This window comes from Burkholderia lata (assembly GCF_000012945.1).
GTDB classification, from domain to species: Bacteria; Pseudomonadota; Gammaproteobacteria; order Burkholderiales; family Burkholderiaceae; genus Burkholderia; species Burkholderia lata.
Map to the genome: position 1 here is coordinate 1,192,676 of NC_007511.1, position 22,295 is coordinate 1,214,970.

6 protein-coding genes are annotated in these 22,295 nt (G+C 64.5%); 4 read left to right on the top strand and 2 right to left on the bottom strand.

Annotated elements, in window-relative coordinates; genetic code table 11:
- The first annotated feature begins 22 nt into the window (after positions 1–22).
- The 3 genes from BCEP18194_RS28115 to BCEP18194_RS28125 all read left to right on the top strand — a co-directional run bounded on the left by BCEP18194_RS28115 (position 23) and on the right by BCEP18194_RS28125 (position 17,422).
- Positions 23–2,266, top strand: coding sequence for a tetratricopeptide repeat protein (locus BCEP18194_RS28115; RefSeq protein WP_011354673.1), 2,244 nt, complete (start codon positions 23–25; stop codon positions 2,264–2,266).
- On the top strand, positions 2,263–4,506 hold the full coding sequence (locus BCEP18194_RS28120) for a tetratricopeptide repeat protein (protein WP_011354674.1): 2,244 nt from the start codon (positions 2,263–2,265) through the stop codon (positions 4,504–4,506). Before BCEP18194_RS28115 ends, BCEP18194_RS28120 begins: the two co-directional genes overlap by 4 nt.
- 283 nt (positions 4,507–4,789) lie before the next feature.
- A complete protein-coding gene (locus BCEP18194_RS28125) occupies positions 4,790–17,422 on the top strand; it encodes a filamentous haemagglutinin family protein (protein WP_041493516.1) in 12,633 nt (4,210 codons plus the stop codon).
- A gap of 164 nt (positions 17,423–17,586) precedes the next feature.
- Here BCEP18194_RS28125 and BCEP18194_RS28130 read toward each other — a convergent pair whose 3' ends face one another.
- The gene (locus tag BCEP18194_RS28130; protein WP_011354676.1) at positions 17,587–18,903 is read right to left on the bottom strand and encodes a substrate-binding domain-containing protein; all 1,317 of its coding nucleotides are present in this window, start codon (positions 18,901–18,903) and stop codon (positions 17,587–17,589) included.
- A 173-nt stretch (positions 18,904–19,076) separates the two neighbouring features.
- Entirely contained in the window at positions 19,077–20,402 is a 1,326-nt protein-coding gene (locus BCEP18194_RS28135) for a substrate-binding domain-containing protein (protein WP_011354677.1), read from the bottom strand.
- A 671-nt stretch (positions 20,403–21,073) separates the two neighbouring features.
- Here BCEP18194_RS28135 and gspF point away from each other — a divergent pair.
- A complete protein-coding gene (gspF, locus tag BCEP18194_RS28140) occupies positions 21,074–22,291 on the top strand; it encodes a type II secretion system inner membrane protein GspF (protein WP_011354678.1) in 1,218 nt (405 codons plus the stop codon).
- Positions 22,292–22,295 lie beyond the last annotated feature (4 nt).

The following is a 22,295-nucleotide window of genomic DNA, read 5'->3' on the forward strand; positions in this document are numbered from 1 at the left end:
AGCGACAAGTGGGGGCCACACGATGACACCGAACGGGGAAGGGACGACACTCGCGAGCGCGCCGGTCGCGCCGGATCGCCGTCCGCCCGATACCGCGCAACTCGAACGGCTGCTCCTGCGCGCGCGCAAGGCGCACCACGAGGGCGCGCTGCAGCATGCGGAGCACGCGTATACCGAATTGCTGACGCTCGATCCCGAGCATCCGGAGGCGCTGCACCTGCTCGGCGCGGTGCGCTTCCAGCAAGGGCGGCTCGACGACGCCGAGCCGCTGATGCGGCGCTCGATCGAGCACCGGCCGGTGCCGCTCGCGCTCGCGAATTACGCGGCGGTGCTGACCGGGCTCGGGCGGGAGCACGACGCGCTCGTGCGCCTCGACGAAGCACTCGCGATCAACCCGGTTCACCAGCGCGTACTGTTTCAGCGCGCGGGCCTGCTCGGGCAGCTCGCCCGGTACGACGACGCATGTACGGTCTACGATCGGCTGCTCGAGTTGACGCCTGGTTTTGCCGACGGCTATGTGAAGCGCAGCGACATGCTGCGCGCGCTCGGCCGTCACGACGAAGCGCTTGCCGATTGCGATCGGTCGATCGCGCTGGCCGGGCGTTCGTTCGATGCGATGCGCGGACGCGGCCTCGCGCTGCGCGAACTCGGCCGCTTCCGCGATGCAGTCGACAGCTACGGCTACGCGCTCGCTCAGATGCCCGGCAGCACCGAAGTGCTGTTCCTGCGCGGTGTCGCGTATCTCGATCTGCAGGATCCCGAGCGCGCGCTCGCGGATTTCAATGCGGCGATCGCGGCGAGCCCGACTTTCATCGATGCGATCTTCAACAGCTCGATCGCGCTCGAGCTGCTGGGCCGGCACGACGAAGCGCTCGTGCGCTGCGACCGTGTGCTCGCGATCGATCCGCGCCACGCACGGGCACTGGCGAACCGCGGCAACGCGGCCAGCCACCTGGAACGCTATCGCGACGCGGCCGACAGCTACGCGCGTGCACTCGACGCGGAACCGCGCAGCACCGGCGTGCTGTGCAACTACGCGAGCGCGCTGATGCGCATCGAACGTCACGACGATGCGCGCGACATGTGCGACCGTGCGCTTGCGCTCGATGCGGGCTACGTGCCAGCCTGGTTCACGCGCGGCCGCGTGCAGCTCGAGACGCACCGCTACGAGGCCGCGCTCGACGATTTCGCGCGCGTGATCGAGGCGACGCCGCGCGACAAGCTTGCGCATTTTCATCAAGCTAACGCCCTGCGTGCGCTGCGGCAGCACGACGCCGCTCGGCAGGCCTACGCGGATGCGATCGAGATCGATCCCGACTACGTGCTCGCGCACTGCATGCGTGCGTTCCTGTGCCTGTCGATCGGCGATTTCGAAGCGGGTTGGGCCGAGTATGAATGGCGTTGGCGCGATACGCAGCTCGATGGCAGTCGACGCAATTTTGTGCAACCGCGATGGAAGCGTGAAATGCCGCTCGACGGTAGGACGATCTTGCTGTACGCCGAACAGGGGCTCGGCGACACGCTGCAGTTCTGTCGCTACGTGCCGCTCGTGAAGGCGCTCGGCGCGCGTGTCGTGGTCGAGTCGCCAGTTGAATTGCGGCCACTGTTGGCGACGCTCGACGGCATCGATACGATGATCACGCGCGGCGATCCGCTGCCGCAGTTCGACTTGCATTGCCCACTGCTGAGCCTGCCGCTCGAATTCCGTACGGACCTGGCGTCGATTCCCGCTGGCGTTCCGTATCTGCGGGCCGACCCGGTGCTGGTCGCGCGCTGGCAAGACATGCTCGGCTCGTCGGGCCGTCCGCGTGTCGGGCTCGTCTGGTCCGGCAATCCGATGCACTCAAATGATCGGAATCGTTCAATGACACTGACCGATCTGCTGCCGCTGCTCGATGACAGGTACGACTGGATCAGTCTGCAGAAGGTGGTGCGCGACGAGGATCGTCCGGTGCTCGAATCGAATCCGATCCGATTCGTCGGCAATGAACTGCGAGACTTCGCCGATACGGCGGCGTTGGCTCAACTGATGGACTGCGTGGTCAGTGTCGATACGTCGGTTGCGCATCTCGCTGGCGCGCTCGGCCGACCGCTCGCGATGATGATTCCGCATACGCCTGATTTTCGCTGGCTGCTCGATCGGGACGACAGCCCGTGGTACCCGTCCGCGCGACTGTTCCGTCAGCCGGAAGGTGGGCAATGGGCACCCGTTGTCGAACGGATCGCGGCCGAGTTGCCCGCGATCGTAGGTGGAGGGCCGCGATGAACGTGCGTCCGACGACAGGCATGGAAGCCGGCGCAGGTTTGCTGCGTGCAGCACTCGACGATGCGCTGCGCAATGCGCGCACGCGACTTGAGCAACGTGACTTTGTCGGTGCGAGGCGGCTGTACGAGGGTGTGCTGACGATGTCGCCCGACAACGTCGAAGCGCTGCATCTGCTCGGACTTGTTCATCTACGACTCGGCGATACGACGCGGGCGCAACCACTGATCGCGCGATCGATCCAGCTGGGGTTGAATCAGTCGTGGAATCTGGCGAATCATGCTGCCGCGTTGACCGGCGTCGGCCGTCATCAGGAAGCGCTTGCGGCGGCCGATCTGGCACTCGCACGGGACGTGGGTCATGCACCGGCCTACGCCGCGCGCGGAGACGCGCTGCTTGCGCTCGGGAGATATGAGGAGGCAATTGCAGCATACGATTGCGCGCTGACACGTGCGCGCGATCTCGCCGCATCCTGGATCAAGCGTGGCGAGGCGCTGCGGAAGCTCGGACGACCCGCCGACGCACTGATCAGTGTCGAGCGTGCGCTGCACGTCGATCGGAACGATCCGGACGCGCATGCAGAGCGCGCTCATATATTGCGGATTCTGGGTCGTTGCGAAGAGGCGTTGCATGGTTACCAGCTTGCGATGGTCGCGCGCGGCAAGACGTCGGAACTCGTGTACGCATGCAGCTATGTGCTGACTGAACTGGGCCGTCCGGCCGAGGCGCTGGCGTACCTCGACGAGGCGCTTACCCGCACACCGAACGACGTGCAGTTGCTGTTCGCGAGCTGCGTCGCGCTCGATCTGCTGCATGCGCGCGATGCACTTCTCACGCGTTGCGACAGGGTTATTGGACTGGATCGCGACCATGTTGCTGCATGGGTCGGCCGCGGTAATGCACTGCTCGGACTCGAACGCTACAGCGAGGCCGCGATCGCATACGGCGAGGCGCTCGCGCGGGTACCCGACGAAATCGACGCGCTGCGCAATCGCGCCGCCGCATTGCGCGCGCTCGGCGCTTTTGATGACGCGCTGGCGCATTACGACCGAGCACTTGCGACGACTGGCGCTCATGTGGAACTCCTGCACAACCGTGGGCTGACGTTGCAGCAGCTCGGTCGTTACGACGACGCGCTCGCGAGCCACGCGGCGGCAGCCGACGCGCCCGCCGATACCGCGCACGCGATTTATACGCGGGCGGTGGCGCGTCAGCAGATGGGCGAGCACGACGCGGCGCTCGACGATTATGTGCTCGCCTGTGAACGCGATCCGCACAACGGCACTGCACGCCGTTCGGAAGCGTTCTGCCGGCTGCTGATGGGGGATTTTGAGTCGGGCTGGCGGCAGCATGAGATGCGCTGGCGCGCGTCCGACGTGGTACTTCATCGGCGTCATGCGGACCGACCGATGTGGCGTGGCGACGAGTTGCTTGCGGGCCGGACGGTGCTGCTTCATGCGGAGCAGGGCTATGGCGATACGCTGCAATTCTGTCGATACGCCAGCCTAGTTCATGACCGGGGTGCGACCGTGATCGTCGAGGCGCCGGCTGCGCTCGGCGAACTGCTCGGCACGCTGCGCGGCGTGAGCCGGATCGTCACGGAAGGGCAGCCGATGCCGGCGTTCGACCTGCAGTGTCCGCTGATGAGCCTGCCGTATGCGTTTCGCACGACGCTCGATACGGTGCCGGCCGACGTGCCGTACCTGCGCGCCGATGCGCGACGGCGCGACGCGTGGGTAGAACGTCTCGATGCGATTTCGCCGTCCGGCCGGTTGCGAGTCGGGCTCGTATGGTCGGGCAACCCGCGCCATGCGAACGACGAAAACCGTTCAATACCGTTTGCCGCGCTCTTACCGCTTGTTGCAGCGCACGACGCGACGTTCGTGAGCCTGCAACCGCAGATACGCGCACGCGATGCGGACGCGTTTGCCGCGAGCGGTGTGCTGTCGTTTGCGGACACGCTCACGAATTTCGCCGAAACGGCTGCGCTGGTCGACACGCTGGATCTCGTGATCAGCGTCGACACGTCGGTTGCGCACCTGGCTGGCGCGCTCGGGCGGCCCGTATGGATGCTGCTGCCGCGCGTACCGGACTGGCGCTGGTTGCTCGAGCGCGACGACTGCCCGTGGTATCCGTCCGCGAGGCTGTTCCGGCAGGTGCGGCCCGGAGACTGGCCGGCAGTGATCGGCCAGGTGGCCGACGCACTCGGCACGGTGCGTCGCACGCCCGCTGTGGCGGCGTGACCGCCTTCCATGACAAAAGCTACGGACCTTTTCACGGCGGCCGGAATGGTCCGTAACAGTCGCCATGTCGCTGCCATTCGCGCTTCGTATGGTCTTCGGATTCCAGCGGCCTGTTTCAGGCGCAACGACATGTGCGGTGCCGGACCGGCGCCGCGCGCAAATTCCTAGCATCGGGGTGGCAAGAATGGCAGCACGCGCACGTACGGAACGGCAACTTCGCGCAACGGCCTCGCGGTCGGTCCTGAAATCGGAGCTGAGCCCGCTTTACCGCGCGGTCGTGCTGATGCTCGCGGCGGGTGTGTCCGCTCATGCGCATGCGGCAGGCATCATGAACCTCGGTCACGTGGCTGCGAGCCCGGTGGCCGGTGGCGCGGGCGGTGCCGGCGGCGTGCCGGGGATTCCGAATCTCGGCGTGTCGCCGCAGCAGGCGCTGCAGGCGAGCCAGCCGTCGATCCGCAACCTCGGCTATGCGGCGCACGCGATCGCCGCGCAGATCGCCGCGCAGCAGAATGCGGCGGCGGCCGCGGCGAAGCTGCCGTCGACCGTGCCGAACGGGCTGGCGCCGGGCGGGCTGCAGGTGGCCGCGGGCGCAACGGGCGATACGAACAATCCGGTGCTGTGGGTCAACGCGAACGCGCCGACGCAGAACGTCGACGCGAGCGGCCACGTGAACGTCGACGTGAAGCAGACCGGGCAGAACGCGGTGCTGACGTGGGAGACGATGAACGTCGGTCGGCAGACGACGCTGAATTTCGACCAGTCGGGCGGCACGCAGACGAACGGCGCGAACAACTGGGCCGTGCTGAACCGGATCAACGATCCGAGCGGCAGGCCGAGCCAGATTCTGGGGAACATCACCGCGCAGGGGGCGGTGTACGTGATCAACCGGAACGGGGTGCTGTTCGGCGCCGGGTCGCAGGTGAACGTGCATTCGCTGGTGGCGTCGTCGCTCGACGTGCTGAACATGAACAACTACAACCAGACCCTGCAGAACCGGGTGCCGGTTGTGACGGATAGCAGTCTCGCGCAGGATGCGGCGGGGATCGTCGCAAGCAACAAGCAGTTCCTGAGCCTGCCTGCCGGGACGACGGGTGGGCTCGCGTATCTGGAGTCTGGCAGCTCGGGCGGGTTGAACGGCAACAGCCGGCTTCCGAACGAGGTGCTTGGTCTGGGCAACCAGGTCAATCTTACGTCCGCGAGCCAGTATCAACCGTGGGGCGACGTCACCATCGAACAGGGCGCCTCGATTACCACGCACGCGAACGGCAACGCGAGCGATGGCGGCTTCGTGATGATCGCCGCACCGAACGTGACGAACGCGGGGCATATCAAGGCGACGGACGGGCAGGTGGTGCTGGCGGCCGGCGTCGGGGTAAGTCTGCGGCCCAACAGCGGAGCTACGACGAACCCGCAGGTGCTGCTGCCGGAACTCAGCGGAAAGATCACGCTGCTGGGCCCGAACGGCCAGATGACCGACATCACGCCGGCCGGTACGCTGACCAATACCGGCATCGTCGAGGCTGCGCGCGGCAATGTGAACCTGCTCGGCAGCCGCGTTGCGCAGAACGGCGTGGTGGGCGTGACGACGAGCGTCAATTCGCCCGGCACGATCACGATTTCCACGGTCGACGAATATTCTTCCAACAATCCGACCGGAGCGGCCTATCTCGGGCAGGCGCTTCAGACGACGGACGGCACCGGTGGCGCCAACGACACGCACCGCGCCGGCTTGCTGAGCTTCGGCCCCGATTCGGTGACCACGGTGATGCCGGACGGCAACGGCCAGACGACGCCATCGACGCCCGGCGCGACCTTCACGCCTGGCAGCATCGGCATGACGGCCGGCTCGGTCTGGTTCCAGGGCGGCTCGTTGATCGAGGCACCCGGTTCCAAGGTATCTGTCGCGGCGTTGACGCCCTCTGCATCGCGCGCACAGCCACCGGCCGGCCAGACGGCCGTTCCGGGTCGCATCTATCTCGACAGCGGCGCGACGATCGATGTGTCGGGCCTCGCGAACGTCGAGGTGCCGATCGGGCAGACGCTCGTGACGGTCGACCGTATCGGCCAGAACGAACTCGCCGATTCGCCGCTGCTGCGCAACGGGTTTCTGCTCGGGTACAAGAACCTCGTGTTCGACAGCACGCTGACGGGCACGCGCAGCGACGGCGTGCAATGGGTCGGCAGTCCGATCCTGAACCTGTCGGGTTATGTGAACCTGATTCCGCGCACGGTCGACCAACTGTTGACCAATGGCGGTTCGATCACGCTGTCGGGCAACGAGGTGATGACCGCGACCGGTTCGTCGATGAACCTGAACGGCGGCTACGTGCATTACAACGGCGGGATCGTCAACACGACGCGGCTGGTCGACGCGAACGGCGCGCTCGTGCCGATCGGACAGGCAAGCCCGTACGACACCTACGTCGGCATCGCGGGGCAATTCGTCGAATCGCATCCGCGCTGGGGCGTGACGAAGACGTGGTACAACCCGCTGCTGACGATGGGCGGCTATCAGGGCGACTATATCGTCGGCGGCAACGCGGGGACGCTCGATATCTACGGACTGCAGTCGACGGTGCTGGACGGTGACATCAGTGCGCAGGCGTTCGGTGGCGCAAAGCAGATGCAGGGCAACAGCCTGCCGAGCGGCGGGACGTTCAACCTCGGCGCCGATCCGAAGCTCGACGGCGCCGCGCTGGTGCACCTGACGTCGAACAACAGCGATGTCGCATCCGGCACCGCGGGCCTGGTGGTGCTGCAGGACAATGCGCCGCAGCTCGCCGACATCGCGCCGGGATTCTCGATCGATACACCGCTCGATAAGACGGCGCTGCAGGCGTTGCCCGCGAACGATCCGCGCAACGTGCTGACGACCACCGTGGTGCCGGTCGCGACGCTGAACAACGGCGGTTTCGCGAACCTGAACGTGACCGAGGACAAGAGCGGCGGCAAGGGATTCGTCGTGCCGCAAGGCACGCAGCTGGCCCTGCAGCCGGGCGGTTCCATTTCGCTCAACAGCGTGCCCATCGGTGCGGATGTCAACGTGGCAGGCAAGCTGATCGTACCGTCGGGCACGATTTCGATTGTGGGCGGCGGGAATATCATCGTCGGGCCGCAGGCGGTGATCAGCGTGGCCGGGCAATGGGTCAACAACGACGTACAGGCCGCACCCGGCACGACACCGGGCAATAGCCAGTTCATCAATGGCGGCAGTATCGCGTTATCGACCACCGAACAGACGGTCGGAAACTCGAGCGACGGTTTCAGGGACTCGACGGGATCGATTCTGCTGCGCCCCGGTAGCGTACTCGACGTGTCGAGCGGCGGCGAAGTGCTGGCGAACGGCCAGTTGCTGATGCAGAACGGCATTCCGGTCGGACGCGGTGGCAACGTTGCGCTGTCGGTCTACGCGGAGCCGGTCACCCGGCAGTTTGGTCATACGGGCGACGGTGGTCAGATGATGCCGACCACGCAACCCGTCAACGGTACGATCGCACTCGGCGGGACGATCCTCAGCGACGGTTTTTCGGGCGGTGGCACGTTGGCGTTGCAGGCACTCGGCTTCCAGATCGGCGGCGATCCGAAGGCTGCTGCGCCGTGGGATGTCTATTTGCCGGAGCGCTTTTTCGCGCAGCAGGGTTTCGGCAAGTATGTGTTGAACGCGTACTACGACGCGACCGTGGCGCCCGGTGCGGCCGTCACGCTGACGCAGCGCAATCTGATTGCCGATGTGCCGGCGCTTCTGCAAACCGCGACGGGCGCCAACCTGTCGACGTCGGGCCTGACGACCTCGGGGCGTCTCGACGACTATCACCGGCAGCCCACGAGTCTCGTGTTGACGGGCGGCAATGACGCGTCATGGATCACGCCGGCGAATACGGCACCGTCGTATCCGGGGGTGACGGGTGCCGTTACGTTGTCGTCCGGCGCGTCGATTCATGCGGATGCCGGCGCGAACATCGGCTTCGGTTCGCCGACGCAAGTAACGGTGCTCGGCTCGATCGTCGCGCCCGGCGGGTCGATCACGCTCAGCGCGGATTCAGGCAGCACGTTCGCGCAGACGGGGCAATACGGCATATTCGTGCCGAGCGACAGTCGATCGGTCTGGCTCGGCTCGGCTGCCGCGCTCGACGTGTCGGGTACTGCGCTCGTGAACCCGCTGGCGGCACCGGTCTGGATCGGCACGGCTGTCGTCGTGCCGAACACCGGCAAGGTCCTGCCGGGTGGTTCGGTCACGTTGTCGAGCGACGCAGGTTACGTGGTCGCTCAGCCGGGGTCGAAAATTGACGTGTCGGGCACCTCGTCCAACTTCGACCAGTTGCAGCCGAACGGCACGTATGCGTCGCAGCCGGTGTGGAGCGATGCGGGTTCGATCACGTTGTCCGCCGGGTATGGGCTCTTTGCCGACGCGACGCTGGCTGCTCACGCCGGTGCCGCACAGGCGCGGGGCGGTGTGTTGACGATTCTGCCGCAACAGAACAGGGCGGGTACCGGTGAGGCTACGCTCGTCATCCGGCAAAGCGGCGAATTGACGCCTGTCGGGCTGGGAGTGGGGCAGAGTTTCAAGACGGCGATCGATTCGACGACCGGGTTGCCGATTGGTCAGCCGACCGGTGTCATTCAGTTCGCCACCGACCGGCTGGACGGCTCCGGCATCGCGAATCTCGTCCTGGGCAGCGCGACATCGTTGGCGCCGCTGATTGCGTTCGCCGGGAACGTGAACCTGAGCTTGCCCGAGTCGGTGACGCTGAATGCCGGTCGGATCGCCGCAATCGGGACGGACCAACTTGCCACGCTCCTTTCTGCGCCCTCGACGACGCTTTCGACACTGCTCACGCAACCGTCGCAGCATATGCCCGGGACGACGGTCGAGATCGATGCGCCATATGTTGCACTGAACGGGCCGACGCTGACGTCGCGGTCGCCGGCGTTCGTGCCGGTTGCGACGGTATCTGATGCAACGCTGAACGTGAACGCGTCGTTCATCGATGTGACGAACCAGTTTCAGCTCAACAACTTCGGGCAGGCGAACTTCACGAGCAGCGGGGATATTCGCCTCGGCTCGACGAACGCGACCCAGACGTCGTCGACCGCCCTCGCTGCGGCCGGCATGCTCTATACCTCCGGCAACCTGACTTTCAAGGCGGCGGATCTCTATCCGGCGACCGGCAGCACGTTCATCGTCGATGCGGTCGGGCCGACCGATCGGGCCACCGGCAAGCCTGTCCCGACGACGATCACGTTCGCGTCGAACGGTGCGTCGGGCACGCCGCTGTCGGCCGGCGGCACGTTGCTCGTGGATGCCACGAACATCGTGCAGGGTGGCACGGTGCGCGCGCCGTCGGGTTCACTCGTGTTCGGTGTCGGGGATCCGGCCAGCACGGCGACGCAGGCGCAATTCAACGGCCTGCCGCTCGTTGCGACGGAATCGGTCAGGCTCGCGAACGGCAGCGTGACGTCGGTCTCGAACGACAGCACGGTCATCCCGTATGGCACGACGGTCGACGGCGTCGAATGGCAATTCAACCCGATGGCGGGCAACACCAAAGTCGCCGACCTGACTGCGCCGCCCGCGAAGTACGTCGGAGTGAACGCAGGCAACGTCGCGCTCGACAAGGGCGCGACGATCGACCTGTCCGGCGGCGGCGATCTGCAGGCGGCCGAGTGGGTGCCGGGCACCGGCGGCACGCGCGATGTGCTATCGCAATACAACGTGAGTTATGCGAGCGGAAAGGGCGCCGCGGCTGTACCGGTCAATGCTGGCGCGGGCAATGTCTACGCGATTTTGCCGGGCGCGCAGGCGCCCGTGGCGGCCTATGATCCGGTGTTTGCACAGACGGTCCAGCCGGCCACCAGCGTCTATGGCACGGCGACCAAGACGACCGCGACGCTCGGTGTCGGGCAGGCCGGCCTGAACGACGGGATCGGCAAGGCGGTGTACCTGTCCGGTGTGCCGGGACTGGCCGCCGGGTATTACACGCTGCTGCCGGGCAAGTATGCGACGCTGCCGGGTGCGTATCGCGTCACGGTTGCGAGTACGGGCGGCGCCGTCGTGCCGGGCGCGAGCACCGTGCTGCCCGACGGGACGGTCACGACGGCAGGTTATTTCGCCGACGCGCTGACGGGCGGCCGCAACGCGATGCCGACGCTGTTCAACGTGCAGTCTGGCCCGGTCTGGCAGCAGTACTCGCAGTACACGCTGACAGGGGCGAACAAATTCTTTGCCGCGCAGGCGGCTAAGCAAGGCAGCGTGACGCCGCCGTTGCCGGTGGATGGCGGTCAACTGGTGCTGGCGGCGACGAAGGCGCTTACGCTTGGCGCGACGTTGAATACCGCTGCCGGCATCGGTGGCGCGCCGGCCGAGGTCGATATCGCGTCGCGGGACATTCAGATCACCGGCAGCGGCAGTGCCGCGCTGGCCGGCTATCTGCAGATCGGCGCAAGCGATCTCGATTCGCTGAACGCGGGCAGCCTGCTGATCGGTGGCACGCGTCAAGCCACGCCGCAGGGCGTTGCGATCACACCGATCGCGAACAGCGTCGTCGTGTCGAACGACGGGAGCACGACGCTGAAAGGCCCCGAGATCCTGCTCGTCACGAAGGCGGACGGCAGCGGCACCGATCCGAACGCGCCGAACGGCTTGCGCGTCGACGCAGGCGCGTCGATCGCCGCGCAGGGCGATTATCCGGCGGCGAAGGATCAGCCGCTTTCGATCGCCGGCGACGGCGCACTGTTGCGCGTATCGAACGGCACGATGGCGCCGCTGACGCGTACGGGCGGGACGGGCACGGGCCTGTTGACCGTTGGCGCCGGTGCGACGCTCGCAGGTGGCCAGGCACTGATGCTCGATTCGTCCGGCAATCTGAAGGTCGATCCGTCCGCGGTGCTGTCGGCCAAGGCGATCACGGCCGACGGTTCGGCGATCACGTTTACGAACGCGAGCGGCGGCGCGGCCGCGAGCCTGCCGGGATTCGTGGTCGATCCGGCCGGCCTAGCACAGTTCGCGAATGCGCAGCAGGTGGCGCTGCGCAGCTACGGCGCGATCGGCTTCGTCGGCGACGTGAACGCGACGTTCGGTAATAGCGTGGACCTGAGCGCGGGCGCGTTCACGAGCGATGGCGGCCGTGTGACGCTGAATGCGCAGCAGATCGCGTTCACGAACGAGACCGGGGCGCCGAACGGCGTGGCCGCGCCGGGCAACGGCACGCTGACGGTCAACGCGAAGGAGATCGATTTAGGCACCGGCACGAAGACGTTGAGCGGTTTCGGGGCGGTGACGATGAATGCGACCGGCGGCATCGTTGGTCAGGGCACGGGTACGTTCGATTTCGGCGCACTGCCGGTGACGCTTGGTGCGCCGGTGTATCTCGCCGACACGGGCTCCGCGTCGATCGTGAAGACGACCGGTGCGCTGACGCTGAATGGCGCATCGGGCACGGCGCTGACGAAGACACCGGTCGGCGGTGCGTGGCATTTCATCGGCGGCGCGATCGCCGACAACGGCGCGGCGATTGCCGCGCCGGCGGGCAACGTGAGCCTCGAGGCGACCAGCGGCAATCTGACGATCGGTAGCGGCTCGACGGTGAGTTCGGCTGGCATGTCGAAGCAGTTCTTCGATGTGACGCGCTACGCGCCGGCCGGATCGATCACGCTGACGGCCGACGCCGGTACCGTCGATGTCCAGGCCGGCTCGACGGTCGATTTTTCCGGTGCCAATGGCGGTGGCGCGGCAGGCAGCCTTGCGCTGTCCGCGCCGCAACAGGTCGTGAACCTGAACGGCACGATCAAGGGCGGCGCGGCGAACGGTTATGCGGGCGGCTCGTTCTTGCTGAATACAGGCGGTGCGGCGGATCTCGACGCGCTGTCGAAGACGCTCGCGTCGAGTGGCGTGAACCAGTCGATCGCGATCCGCTCGAACACGGGCAACCTGACGCTGTCGCAGGGCAACACGCTGACCGCGCATACGGTGCGGCTCACGGCGGACGGCGGGGCGGGCAATGCGGCCGACTCGGTCAACGGCAACGTGAACGTGTTCGGCACGATCGATGCATCCGGCAAGGCGGGTGGGGAAATCGACCTGTACGGCCGCAACGGCGTGGATATCGAAGGCACGCTGCTGGCGCGCGGCTCCGATCCGAAGCAGCGTGGCGGCAAGGTCGACATCGGCACCAGCGCGATGTTCGATCCGACCGTCGCGAATCCATACAACGCGACCTACGGCTACGAGAACATCGCGCGTGCGAACGCGGGGACGATCACGCTGGGAGCAAACGCGCTGATCGACGTGTCGGGCGGCACGGCCGGCGGGTTATCGGGCGGGACGGTGAATTTCCGTGCGCCGCTGCTCGCGGACGGCGGCGTCAACGTCAATCCGCCGGGGGCATTCAACGACGGCAAGGGTATCGTCGGGTCGCGCGCGACGACGCTCGAGGCCTATGCGGTATGGAGCACGACCGACGCGACGACGCATGCGCAGCACTTCGACGGCATCATCGATCCGGCGGGCTGGTACGACAGCAACGGACATTTGGTCGCCGGTACGTTCACGGCACAGGGCACGAGCGGCGTAACGTTCGGCTTCACGCCGAATGCAAGCGGCGACGGTGGCGGCACGCTGACGAACAACTCGACCGGCGCGCAAGTGGTGCTGACGGGCAGCGCCGGAGATCAAGCGCAACTGCGCAACGGCTTGGCTTCGATCGGCTTCGACGGGATGAACGGCACGTACTTCGTGCCGGGCGCGGCAAATGCCGATCACCAGACGTTCTACGGCTATCAGGCTGGCGGTGCGACTGCGACGACGCCCGGTACGCTGATGGGTTTCGTTCAGCATGGGCTCGACGCGCTGGTGAATCCGTTCGCGGGGAAGAACGTCGCGAACGTCCACGTGGTGCCGGGTATCGAACTGGACAATCCGAGCCGGGCGATCAACGGCGGCGACATTCAGGTGCTGACGAACTGGAACCTGGGCACCGGCACGTCGCCGACGGATCTCGCATTCCGTTTCAATGGGGAGGCGCCGGTGGTGACGCTGCGCGCCGAGAACAACGTGAAGCTCAAGGCGAGCCTGACGGACGGGTTCTTCCAGATCGCGAATCCGCTTGGCGGCGGGGGGACGATTCCGGTGCCGGGGTTGTCCACATTGAGTGCGACGCAGTCGATTTACGACATGCCGTCCGGTTCAGGTGGATATCACTACGGATACACGCTCGGCTACTTTGGGAAAAACGGAATTGGGTTCAATCGGAATCTGGCTTTTGGGCCTGGTCAGCCGACGGGCGGGACTCCGGACGAAATAGCGGAATACTATGCATTGTATTCAGCGTATGCGAATTATCTGACGGCGACAGCCACTACGATCAATTCCATGTTCGGATGGGATCCGACCAATGACAACATCAACATCATCAGCACTTTTCGAAGCACCGGTAAATCAGTGGCAGGTCTCACTGCACCGATTGCACCAACCGCATCGGAGCAGGCGATCAATCCAGGCTCCTATCTGATCTATTTGAATCAATACAAGACATATCTTTTAGCGGCTGCCAACTATCGCAACCAGCATCAACTCGATCCGTATCCGTTCGTGGACGTTGTCACACCGCCGACTGTTCAGCCGGTCGCGGTAATTGCGACGTCGACGATCAACTTGCCCGCCGTGGCCGACAATACGCCATCACCGGTCGCCACTGCGGCGAATCCGATCCCGCTTCAGTCTGCTTCATTGGCTGGAGGAGCAAGCAGTTCTTTCCGCGTGGTTGCGGGTGCGGATCTGGGCAGCACGAATCCGCTTGCCGTACAGGCCGCGTCGGCTTCGACGAAATCGCCGGGCAACGGCAGTGTGACCTTCGACGGTCACACTGCTTATGTGGACGCCAACGGTTTGGCATTGCTTGCGCCGACAGCGCTACGCACCGGTACGGGATCGATCGATGTGGCGGCCGCGAATGACATCGCACTGTTCGATGCGAGTTCGACGCCGGCGAACGATCCGAGCGTGACGGTTGTCCCCGGTGTCATTTATACGGCGGGTGCTCCGGCTGCCGGAGCGCCCGCGCAGGGCAGCGATGTCGCGATCGTGCATCCGTTGTGGACCGGCAAGCAGGACATTCTGGTGACGCCGGCCGTCAACCCCGATTCTGCCGGCGATATCACCATTCACGCGCAAGGGAACATCGTCGGTGCCGAGCGCTTGACGGATGCGACAGGTGAGGTGACAGGCCAGCAAGGCAGCGATATCAGCCAATTCTGGTGGCAGTGGATGCAGATCGGCAATCCGACGGGAACCGTCGGCGCAACGCGTCCTGTGATGCAGACCGTTCAAACATCGATCAATTTCGGCGCCTTCGACCAGGGCGTGATGAGTTCTGGCGGCAACATTTCCGTGTCGGCAGGCGGGAATATTGCCGATCTGTCGGTGTCGCTGCCGACGACGTGGTATTTGACCGCGGCCAATACGGATAACCCGACGGTCAATACGGTCGGTGGCGGCAACCTTGCGGTACACGCCGGTGGGGATATTCTGAGCGGCGGCTATTTCGTCGCGAAGGGCATCGGCACGATTACCGCGGACGGCAAGATCGGCTCGGATATCACGTTGCCGTCGCTGTTGGTCGGACAACTTCCAGGTTCGCTGGATACGTTGCTGGCGACGCAGGATGGCACGCTCGACGTGAGCGCCCGCCAGGGCGCCAGCATTGGAAGGGTGTTCAACCCGTCGTACGTGCAGAGCACTACACTGTTGAATGCCTATCGGCAATACGCGGACGCGCAAGGCTATTCGACGAATTCGGCTGTCAATATCACGTCAACGACGGGCGACGTGGCAATCGGCACGCTGAAGGGGATCGACACGATAGGGGGAGGAGCTTCAAGTGCCACATTCGGGCTCAACGACATGTCGTTCGTGTTACCTGCCCGATTGAACCTCACTGCGTTCACCGGTGGTATCACGATAGCGGCCAGCGGAGAACTTGCTCCGTCTCCGTCGGGCAATCTGAGCTTGATCGCGGACCAGTCGATCAACTTTTCCAGCCTCAATGGGCTGGCGACCAGTGGCGGGGGGGACGGCACCCCGGTGTTCGGCATGCTCGATATGGATCCTGCGTCGATGCCGTCCCCGACGAATCCTCATGCGAATGTGCCGCTCCTGACCGACACGACGCTGGCCGCTCATGCGTCCAGCGCGTTGCACGAAGACGATACCGTTCCGGCGCGCATCTATAGCCTGAATGGCGACATCGTCGACGGGATTTTGCAGACCACCGGCTTTTACGACCAACTCGTTCCCATCTCGATCGACAAGCCCACGTTCATCCAGGCCGGGCAAGACATCGTCAACCTCGCTTTCCAGGGGCAGAACCTGCGCAAGTCCGATGTGACGCGCATCGTGGCCGGGCGCGACATCTACGATACGCCGTTCGCAGGTACCGTGAACGCCGTCGTTCCGGCGCTGGTACTGGGTGGCCCCGGCACGTTCGACATCGAGGCGGGGCGGAACATCGGACCGCTGACCAACCAGATTGAAGTGAATCTTCAAGGTGTACTTACCGGGATAGACGCGATCGGCAACGCGAAAAATCCGTACCTGCCTCATGAAAGCGCGAACATCAACGTGCTGTTCGGTGTGGGGCCGGGCGTCGATACCGCGACGTTCGTTTCGACTTACATCGACCCGGCGAGCTCGGTGGCAGGGGTGCCAGGCACGACGCCCGCGCTGATCGCATTCGTACAGCAGTACGAAGCGGGTCAGGTGGTCGACACGGGGCTGGTGAGCGATCAGCCGGCAAGCGCGCCGCTGACGGCAGCACAAGCGTGGTCGAAATTCAAGGCGCTTCCGCAGTATGTTCAGCAGCTTTTTGCCGAGCAGGTGCTGTTCAACGTGCTGGCCCGGGTCGGGGAGGACTACAACAATCCCGCGAGCCCGTATTTTCAGAAATATGCCAGAGGCTATCAGGCGCTCAATACGCTGTTCCCGGCTTCGCTGGGCTACACGGCCAACAGTCTCGGTGGCGGTAGCAATGGTGCGAACAAGCAGGTCGACACGGGCGATCTGGATATGCGCGGCACGACCATCCAGACGCAGCAGGGCGGTAACGTGTCGATTCTCGGCCCGGGTGGGCAGGCGTTGGTCGGGAGCACGTCAGCGCCGCCGCAGATCGTCAATGACAAGGGAACCGTGATCGCTGGCCCGGGGTCGATGGGTATCCTGACGCTCGAGAAGGGCGACGTGAATATCTTCACGGATCGCAGCGTGTTGCTCGCGCAGAGCCGGATCTTCACCGAGCAGGGGGGCGACATGACGATCTGGAGTTCGAACGGCGACATCAACGCCGGCAAGGGCGCGAAGTCGTCGGCCGATACCCCGGCGCCGCAATATCAGTGCGACGCGAACCACTATTGCATGGTCGATGCGCGCGGGCAGGTGACCGGTGCGGGCATCGCGACGCTGCAGAGCGTACCGGGCGTGTCGCCCGGCACGGTCAACCTGATTGCGCCGCGCGGCACGGTCGATGCGGGCGACGCCGGGATTCGGGCGGGCAACCTGAACGTCGCGGCGCTGCGCGTGGTGAACGCGGACAACATTCAGGTGACGGGGAAGGCGACCGGTATCCCGCTCGTGCAGGCGGTGAACACGGGAGCGTTGACGGCCGCGAGCGCGGCTGCGTCGGCGGCGACGCAGGTCGCGCAGGATATGGCGAAAAACAACGCGTCCGGTGCGTCGGCGCGGCGCTGGACGATTTCGGTGCAGGTCGAGGGATTCGGCGATGCGGGCGGCGATGGCGCGAAGAAGCACAGGCAGCAGGTTGGCTACGATGCATCAAATGCGGTGTCGGTATTGGGTTTCGGTCAGGTGGGGCCGACGCAGCGTGCGACATTGACCGAGGATGAGCGTGGGCGGTTAGGCAAAATATGACGAAGGGTGAAGTTGACGCGAGCTGCCGGTTCGATCGGTGGCTCGCGTTTTCATATTGGTTTGTGACGGCCGCTCAGTGATAGGGGGGGGACGTTTGCTATTTCGCATGCAAAAACTCTGCCACTGGTGTTCCAGGGGCAGAGTTGCAGAGAGCAATGCCTGCACTAACGACCGGTCACTGTGTCCCTGCAGATGCTCGTGTTGCCGATGTCGAGGTTGTACGTGCTTGTATTGCTTAGGAAATCTTGTGAAATAGCTGCCAGGTAATTCGACGCAACCATGTCGAAGCCGTTTCCGTGAACAATGGACGCAAAGCTGGCGTTTGTGTAGTGGCTATTCAGGAGGTCATGCATGGCCGTTGCGATGTTCGGATCGGCATAGCACTGGCTCAGGATGATCTGGCTGGTGCCGGAAACTGGATAGCCCGACGTGGGGTTTCCCGCATTGGGTACCCAGTTCACTTGATTGCGCGCTGGTATCCCGGCGGTAGGCGGTGCGAAATTGGACAGTGCCATCGACGCGTTCGCATACGTCGGCGCATAGTAGGTGCCGATCGCCGTGTTGCGGAGGCTTGCCACCGGCAGTTGCGTTGCGCTGGCTGACGTCGTGACCGTGCTCTGCGGCGCGAGGTATGTGTTTGTATAAGCCGGGCTCAGGTAGGCGACCGCGGCCGTCGTGGTCGTCGTCGTGGCGTACGTGACCAACTGGTTGCGCACGCCGCCGCTGCCCGAAGCCGCGACGAAAGTCGAGCCCGACGGGAAGCCGGTCGGGAACGACGCCGTGAAGGTCGTCGAATCGACGAACGTGACGCCCGGGGCGGTGTTGGCGGTCGTGCAGACGGCGACCAGGTGGCGGGTCAGCAGTTCGGTCGTGCCGCTGCTGTCCGAGCGGTAGACGACGGTGATCGGCGCGTGCAGCGTATAGACCGAGCCCGTTTCCGGATTGGTAACTTGATTCCAGTTCGTCAGCTTGCCCGAGAACACGCCGCACAGGTCGTCATCGTTCAGTGCGATGCTGTGTGCTTGACCCGGCGTCGTTTGCGGCGTCGTCGTGCTCGTCACGGCCGGGCCGTTGATGATCGGTACCGTGATCGGCGTGACGATGTACGGAATCTGGATCAGCGGACCATTCGTCGTGCCGAGGCCGGTCTTGTACGATGTGATTTGTGAGGACGACAGCGCCGCATCGCTGTACGCGAAATCGACCATGCCTGTGTTCTGCGAGCCGAGAAACGTCGGCTGATTTTTGAGGAATGCATTCTGCCCGTTTCCTGAACCGACCGGGTAATAGGTCAGCGTTGCCTCGGCGGTGCCGAATAGGCCGATTTCGGTATTGGCAATGCCGGGTTCGCCGATCATCGGTGCGACGAGCGACGACCCGCCACCCTGGACGAGCGGGCCTGCGGCGATCGCGGCCGTTGAACCGATGCCGGCGATCAAAAGCGCGACGATCCGGCAGAGGTTGCGTTGTTGAAATTCCATGAGATTTTCCCGTTGCATCAACCGGCTATCCAAAGTGCCCGGTATGCGCATCTAGCGATGCTCGACCGGATGAGGGTGAGAAATACCGATTGGACGTGTAAACAAAAAACCGCGCCCTTGACGATCCAGGGGCGCGGTCGAATCAACGGCGGAGCATCCGCCGCCAAATGGACTTAACGACCGGTCACGGTGCCCGTGCAGACGCTCGTGTTGCCGATATCGAGGTTCCACGTGCTAGCGTTGCTCAGGAAGTCGTTCGAGATGGCCGTCTGGTAGTTCGACGGAACCGTGTCGAAGCCGTTGCCGTGAACGATCGACGCGAAGCTGGCGTTCGTGTAGTGAGCGTTCAGGAAGTCATGCACGGCCGTCTTGACGTTCGGATCGGCATAGCACTGGCTCAGGATGATCTGGCTCGTGCCGGAAACCGGATAGCCCGACCCCGGGTTGCCCGCGTTGGGCACCCAGTTTGCCTGGTTGGAGGCGGCTGCCTTCGACGTGGTGGGCGGTGCGAACGAACCCAGCGCCGTCGACGCGTTTGCGTACGTCGGCGCATAGTACGTGCCGTTCGTCGTGTTCCGGAGGCTTGCCACCGGCAGTTGCGTTGCGCTGGCCGACGTCGTGACCGTGCTTTGCGGTGCGAGGTACGTGTTCGTGTAGTCCGGGCTCAGATAGGCGACTGCGGCCGTCGTGGTCGTCGTCGTCGTGGCGTACGTGACCAACTGGTTGCGCACGCCGCCGCTGCCCGAAGCCGCGACGAAAGTCGAACCCGACGGGAAGCCGGTCGGGAACGACGCCGTGAAGGTCGTCGAATCGACGAACGTGACGCCCGGGGCGGTGTTGGTGGCCGAGCAGACGGCGACCAGGTGGCGGGTCAGCAGTTCGGTCGTGCCGCTGCTGTCCGAGCGGTAGACGACGGTGATCGGTGCGTTCAGCGTATAGACCGAGCCCGTTTCCGGATTGGTGACCTGATTCCAGTTCGTCAGCTTGCCCGAGAACACGCCGCACAGGTCGTTGTCATTCAGCGCGATGCTGTGCGCTTGACCCGGCGTCGTCTGCGGCGTCGTCGTGCTCGTCACGGCCGGGCCGTTGACGACCGGCACCGTGATCGGCGTGACGATGTACGGAATCTGGATCAGCGGACCATTCGTCACGCCGAGGCCGGCGCCGGTCTTGTACGACGTGAGTTGCGCGGACGACAGTGCCGCATCGCTGTTCGCGAAGTCGACAGTACCCGTGAGGCCCGGGCTCAGATACGTCGGCTGGTTGTTCAGAAACGCGTTTTGACCGGCGCCCGAACCCACCGAGAAATACGTGAACGAGCCTTGGCCCGTACCGAACAGGCCGATTTCGGTCGCGGTGTTGCCGATCGCGCCGATGGTCGGGGCGACGAGCGACGAGCCGCCGCCGAGCACGGTCGGCGAGGCCATTGCGGCCGTGGCGCCCAGACCGGAAACAACGAGAGCGAGGACTTGACAGATCTTGCGCTTGCTGGATTTCATGAGAAATTTCCTTGGACGAAGATAAACGGGAACCCCTGCTACTGCGGTTGGAATGCTTGTAGACCGCCGGGTAAATGTAGGGGGAAATACGAATGACGCGTGTGAATTTTTCATAACGAATGGTGCGTAACATTTTTATCGAATAAGCCATTGCGTTATTCGGATTGGTAAAGCGGGGATTGGAGCGTTATTTGGCACCTGCCGGAGCGTTCAGATACTGGGATTCGGCGCAGGGCCGTTCCGGCGGAACGAGCGCCAGAGCCGCCAGAGCCTTAATCACACATGGCGCCGACCGCCGACGTCGCACGCGAGCTCGCGCGGTGCTATCCCAACTTCAAGACGGTTTTGTGGCGGATGTTACGGAACATTCCGCGCGTCGATGAATATCCTATCCCTTGATGTATTCCTTCCATTGACTGCGCTAATCCATAAATGGAAGGCCAGCAAAGTATCGTGTATTTAATGTGTGACGGATCAATCGCGGCAAAAAATTGAAATCGTTTTTAAGTTATAAGAATAACGACTCAACGTAATAAAGCCCGCCAAAAAGGTAGCCCAACATCCGTCACAAATTTGCGCCGGTTCGCTCCGTAGTCTTCCCCGGCGACTCCGTCCGGCAAGCTGCGCGACGTCATCGAAAGCAGTCGCGCCCGTGACAGGAGAACCCCGGCATGTCGGCATTCCGCTACGAAGCGATCGATCCCACCGGCCGCACGCTGAAAGGCGTGCTCGAAGCCGACAGCGCACGCGCAGGCCGCAGCCATCTGCGCACGCAAGGTCTCACGCCGCTGATCGTCGAGCTGGCCGCACAGCGCCTGCACGGCGAACGTCATCAACGCTTGTCGCTCGGCCGCAAGCTGTCGCAGCGCGAGCAGGCGATCATCACGCGCCAGCTCGCGAGCCTGCTGGTCGCGGGGCTGCCGCTCGACGAATCGCTGTCGGTGTTGAGCGAACAGGCCGAGCGCGATTACGTGCGCGAGCTGATGGCGTCGATCCGCGCGGAAGTCGTCGGCGGCCATTCGTTCGCGAACGCACTGAGCCAGCATCCGCGCGATTTCCCGGAGATCTATCGCGCGCTCGTCGCGGCCGGCGAGCACACCGGCAAGCTCGGCATCGTGCTGTCGCGCCTCGCCGACTACATCGAACAAAGCAACGCACTGAAGCAAAAGATCCTGCTGGCGTTTACGTATCCGGGCATCGTCACGCTGATCGCGTTCGGCATCGTCACGTTCCTGCTGAGCTACGTGGTGCCGCAGGTTGCGAACGTGTTTACCAGCACGAAGCAGCAGTTGCCGACGCTGACGGTCGTGATGCTCGCGCTGTCGGACTTCGTGCGGCATTGGTGGTGGGCGTCGCTCGCGGCGGCGGCCGTGCTCGTTTATGCGATCCGCAAGGTACTGTCGCGCGATGCGCCGCGGCTCAGGTTCGACACGTGGCTGTTGACCACGCCGCTGGCAGGCAAGCTCGTACGCGGCTACAACACGGTGCGCTTCGCGAGCACGCTCGGCATTCTCACCGCGGCCGGCGTGCCGATCCTGCGCGCGCTGCAGGCGGCCGGCGAGACGTTGTCGAATCGCGCGATGCGCGCGAACGTCGACGATGCGATCGTGCGCGTGCGCGAAGGCTCGGCACTGTCACGCGCACTGGCGCATACGAAGACGTTTCCGCCGGTACTCGTGCACCTGATTCGCTCGGGCGAGGCGACGGGCGACGTGACGACGATGCTCGATCGCGCATCCGAAGGCGAATCGCGCGAGCTGGAGCGCCGCACGATGTTCCTGACGAGCCTGCTCGAGCCTCTGCTGATCCTCGCGATGGGCGGCGTGGTGCTCGTGATCGTGCTGGCGGTGATGATGCCGATCATCGAGCTGAACAACATGGTGCAGTGACGCG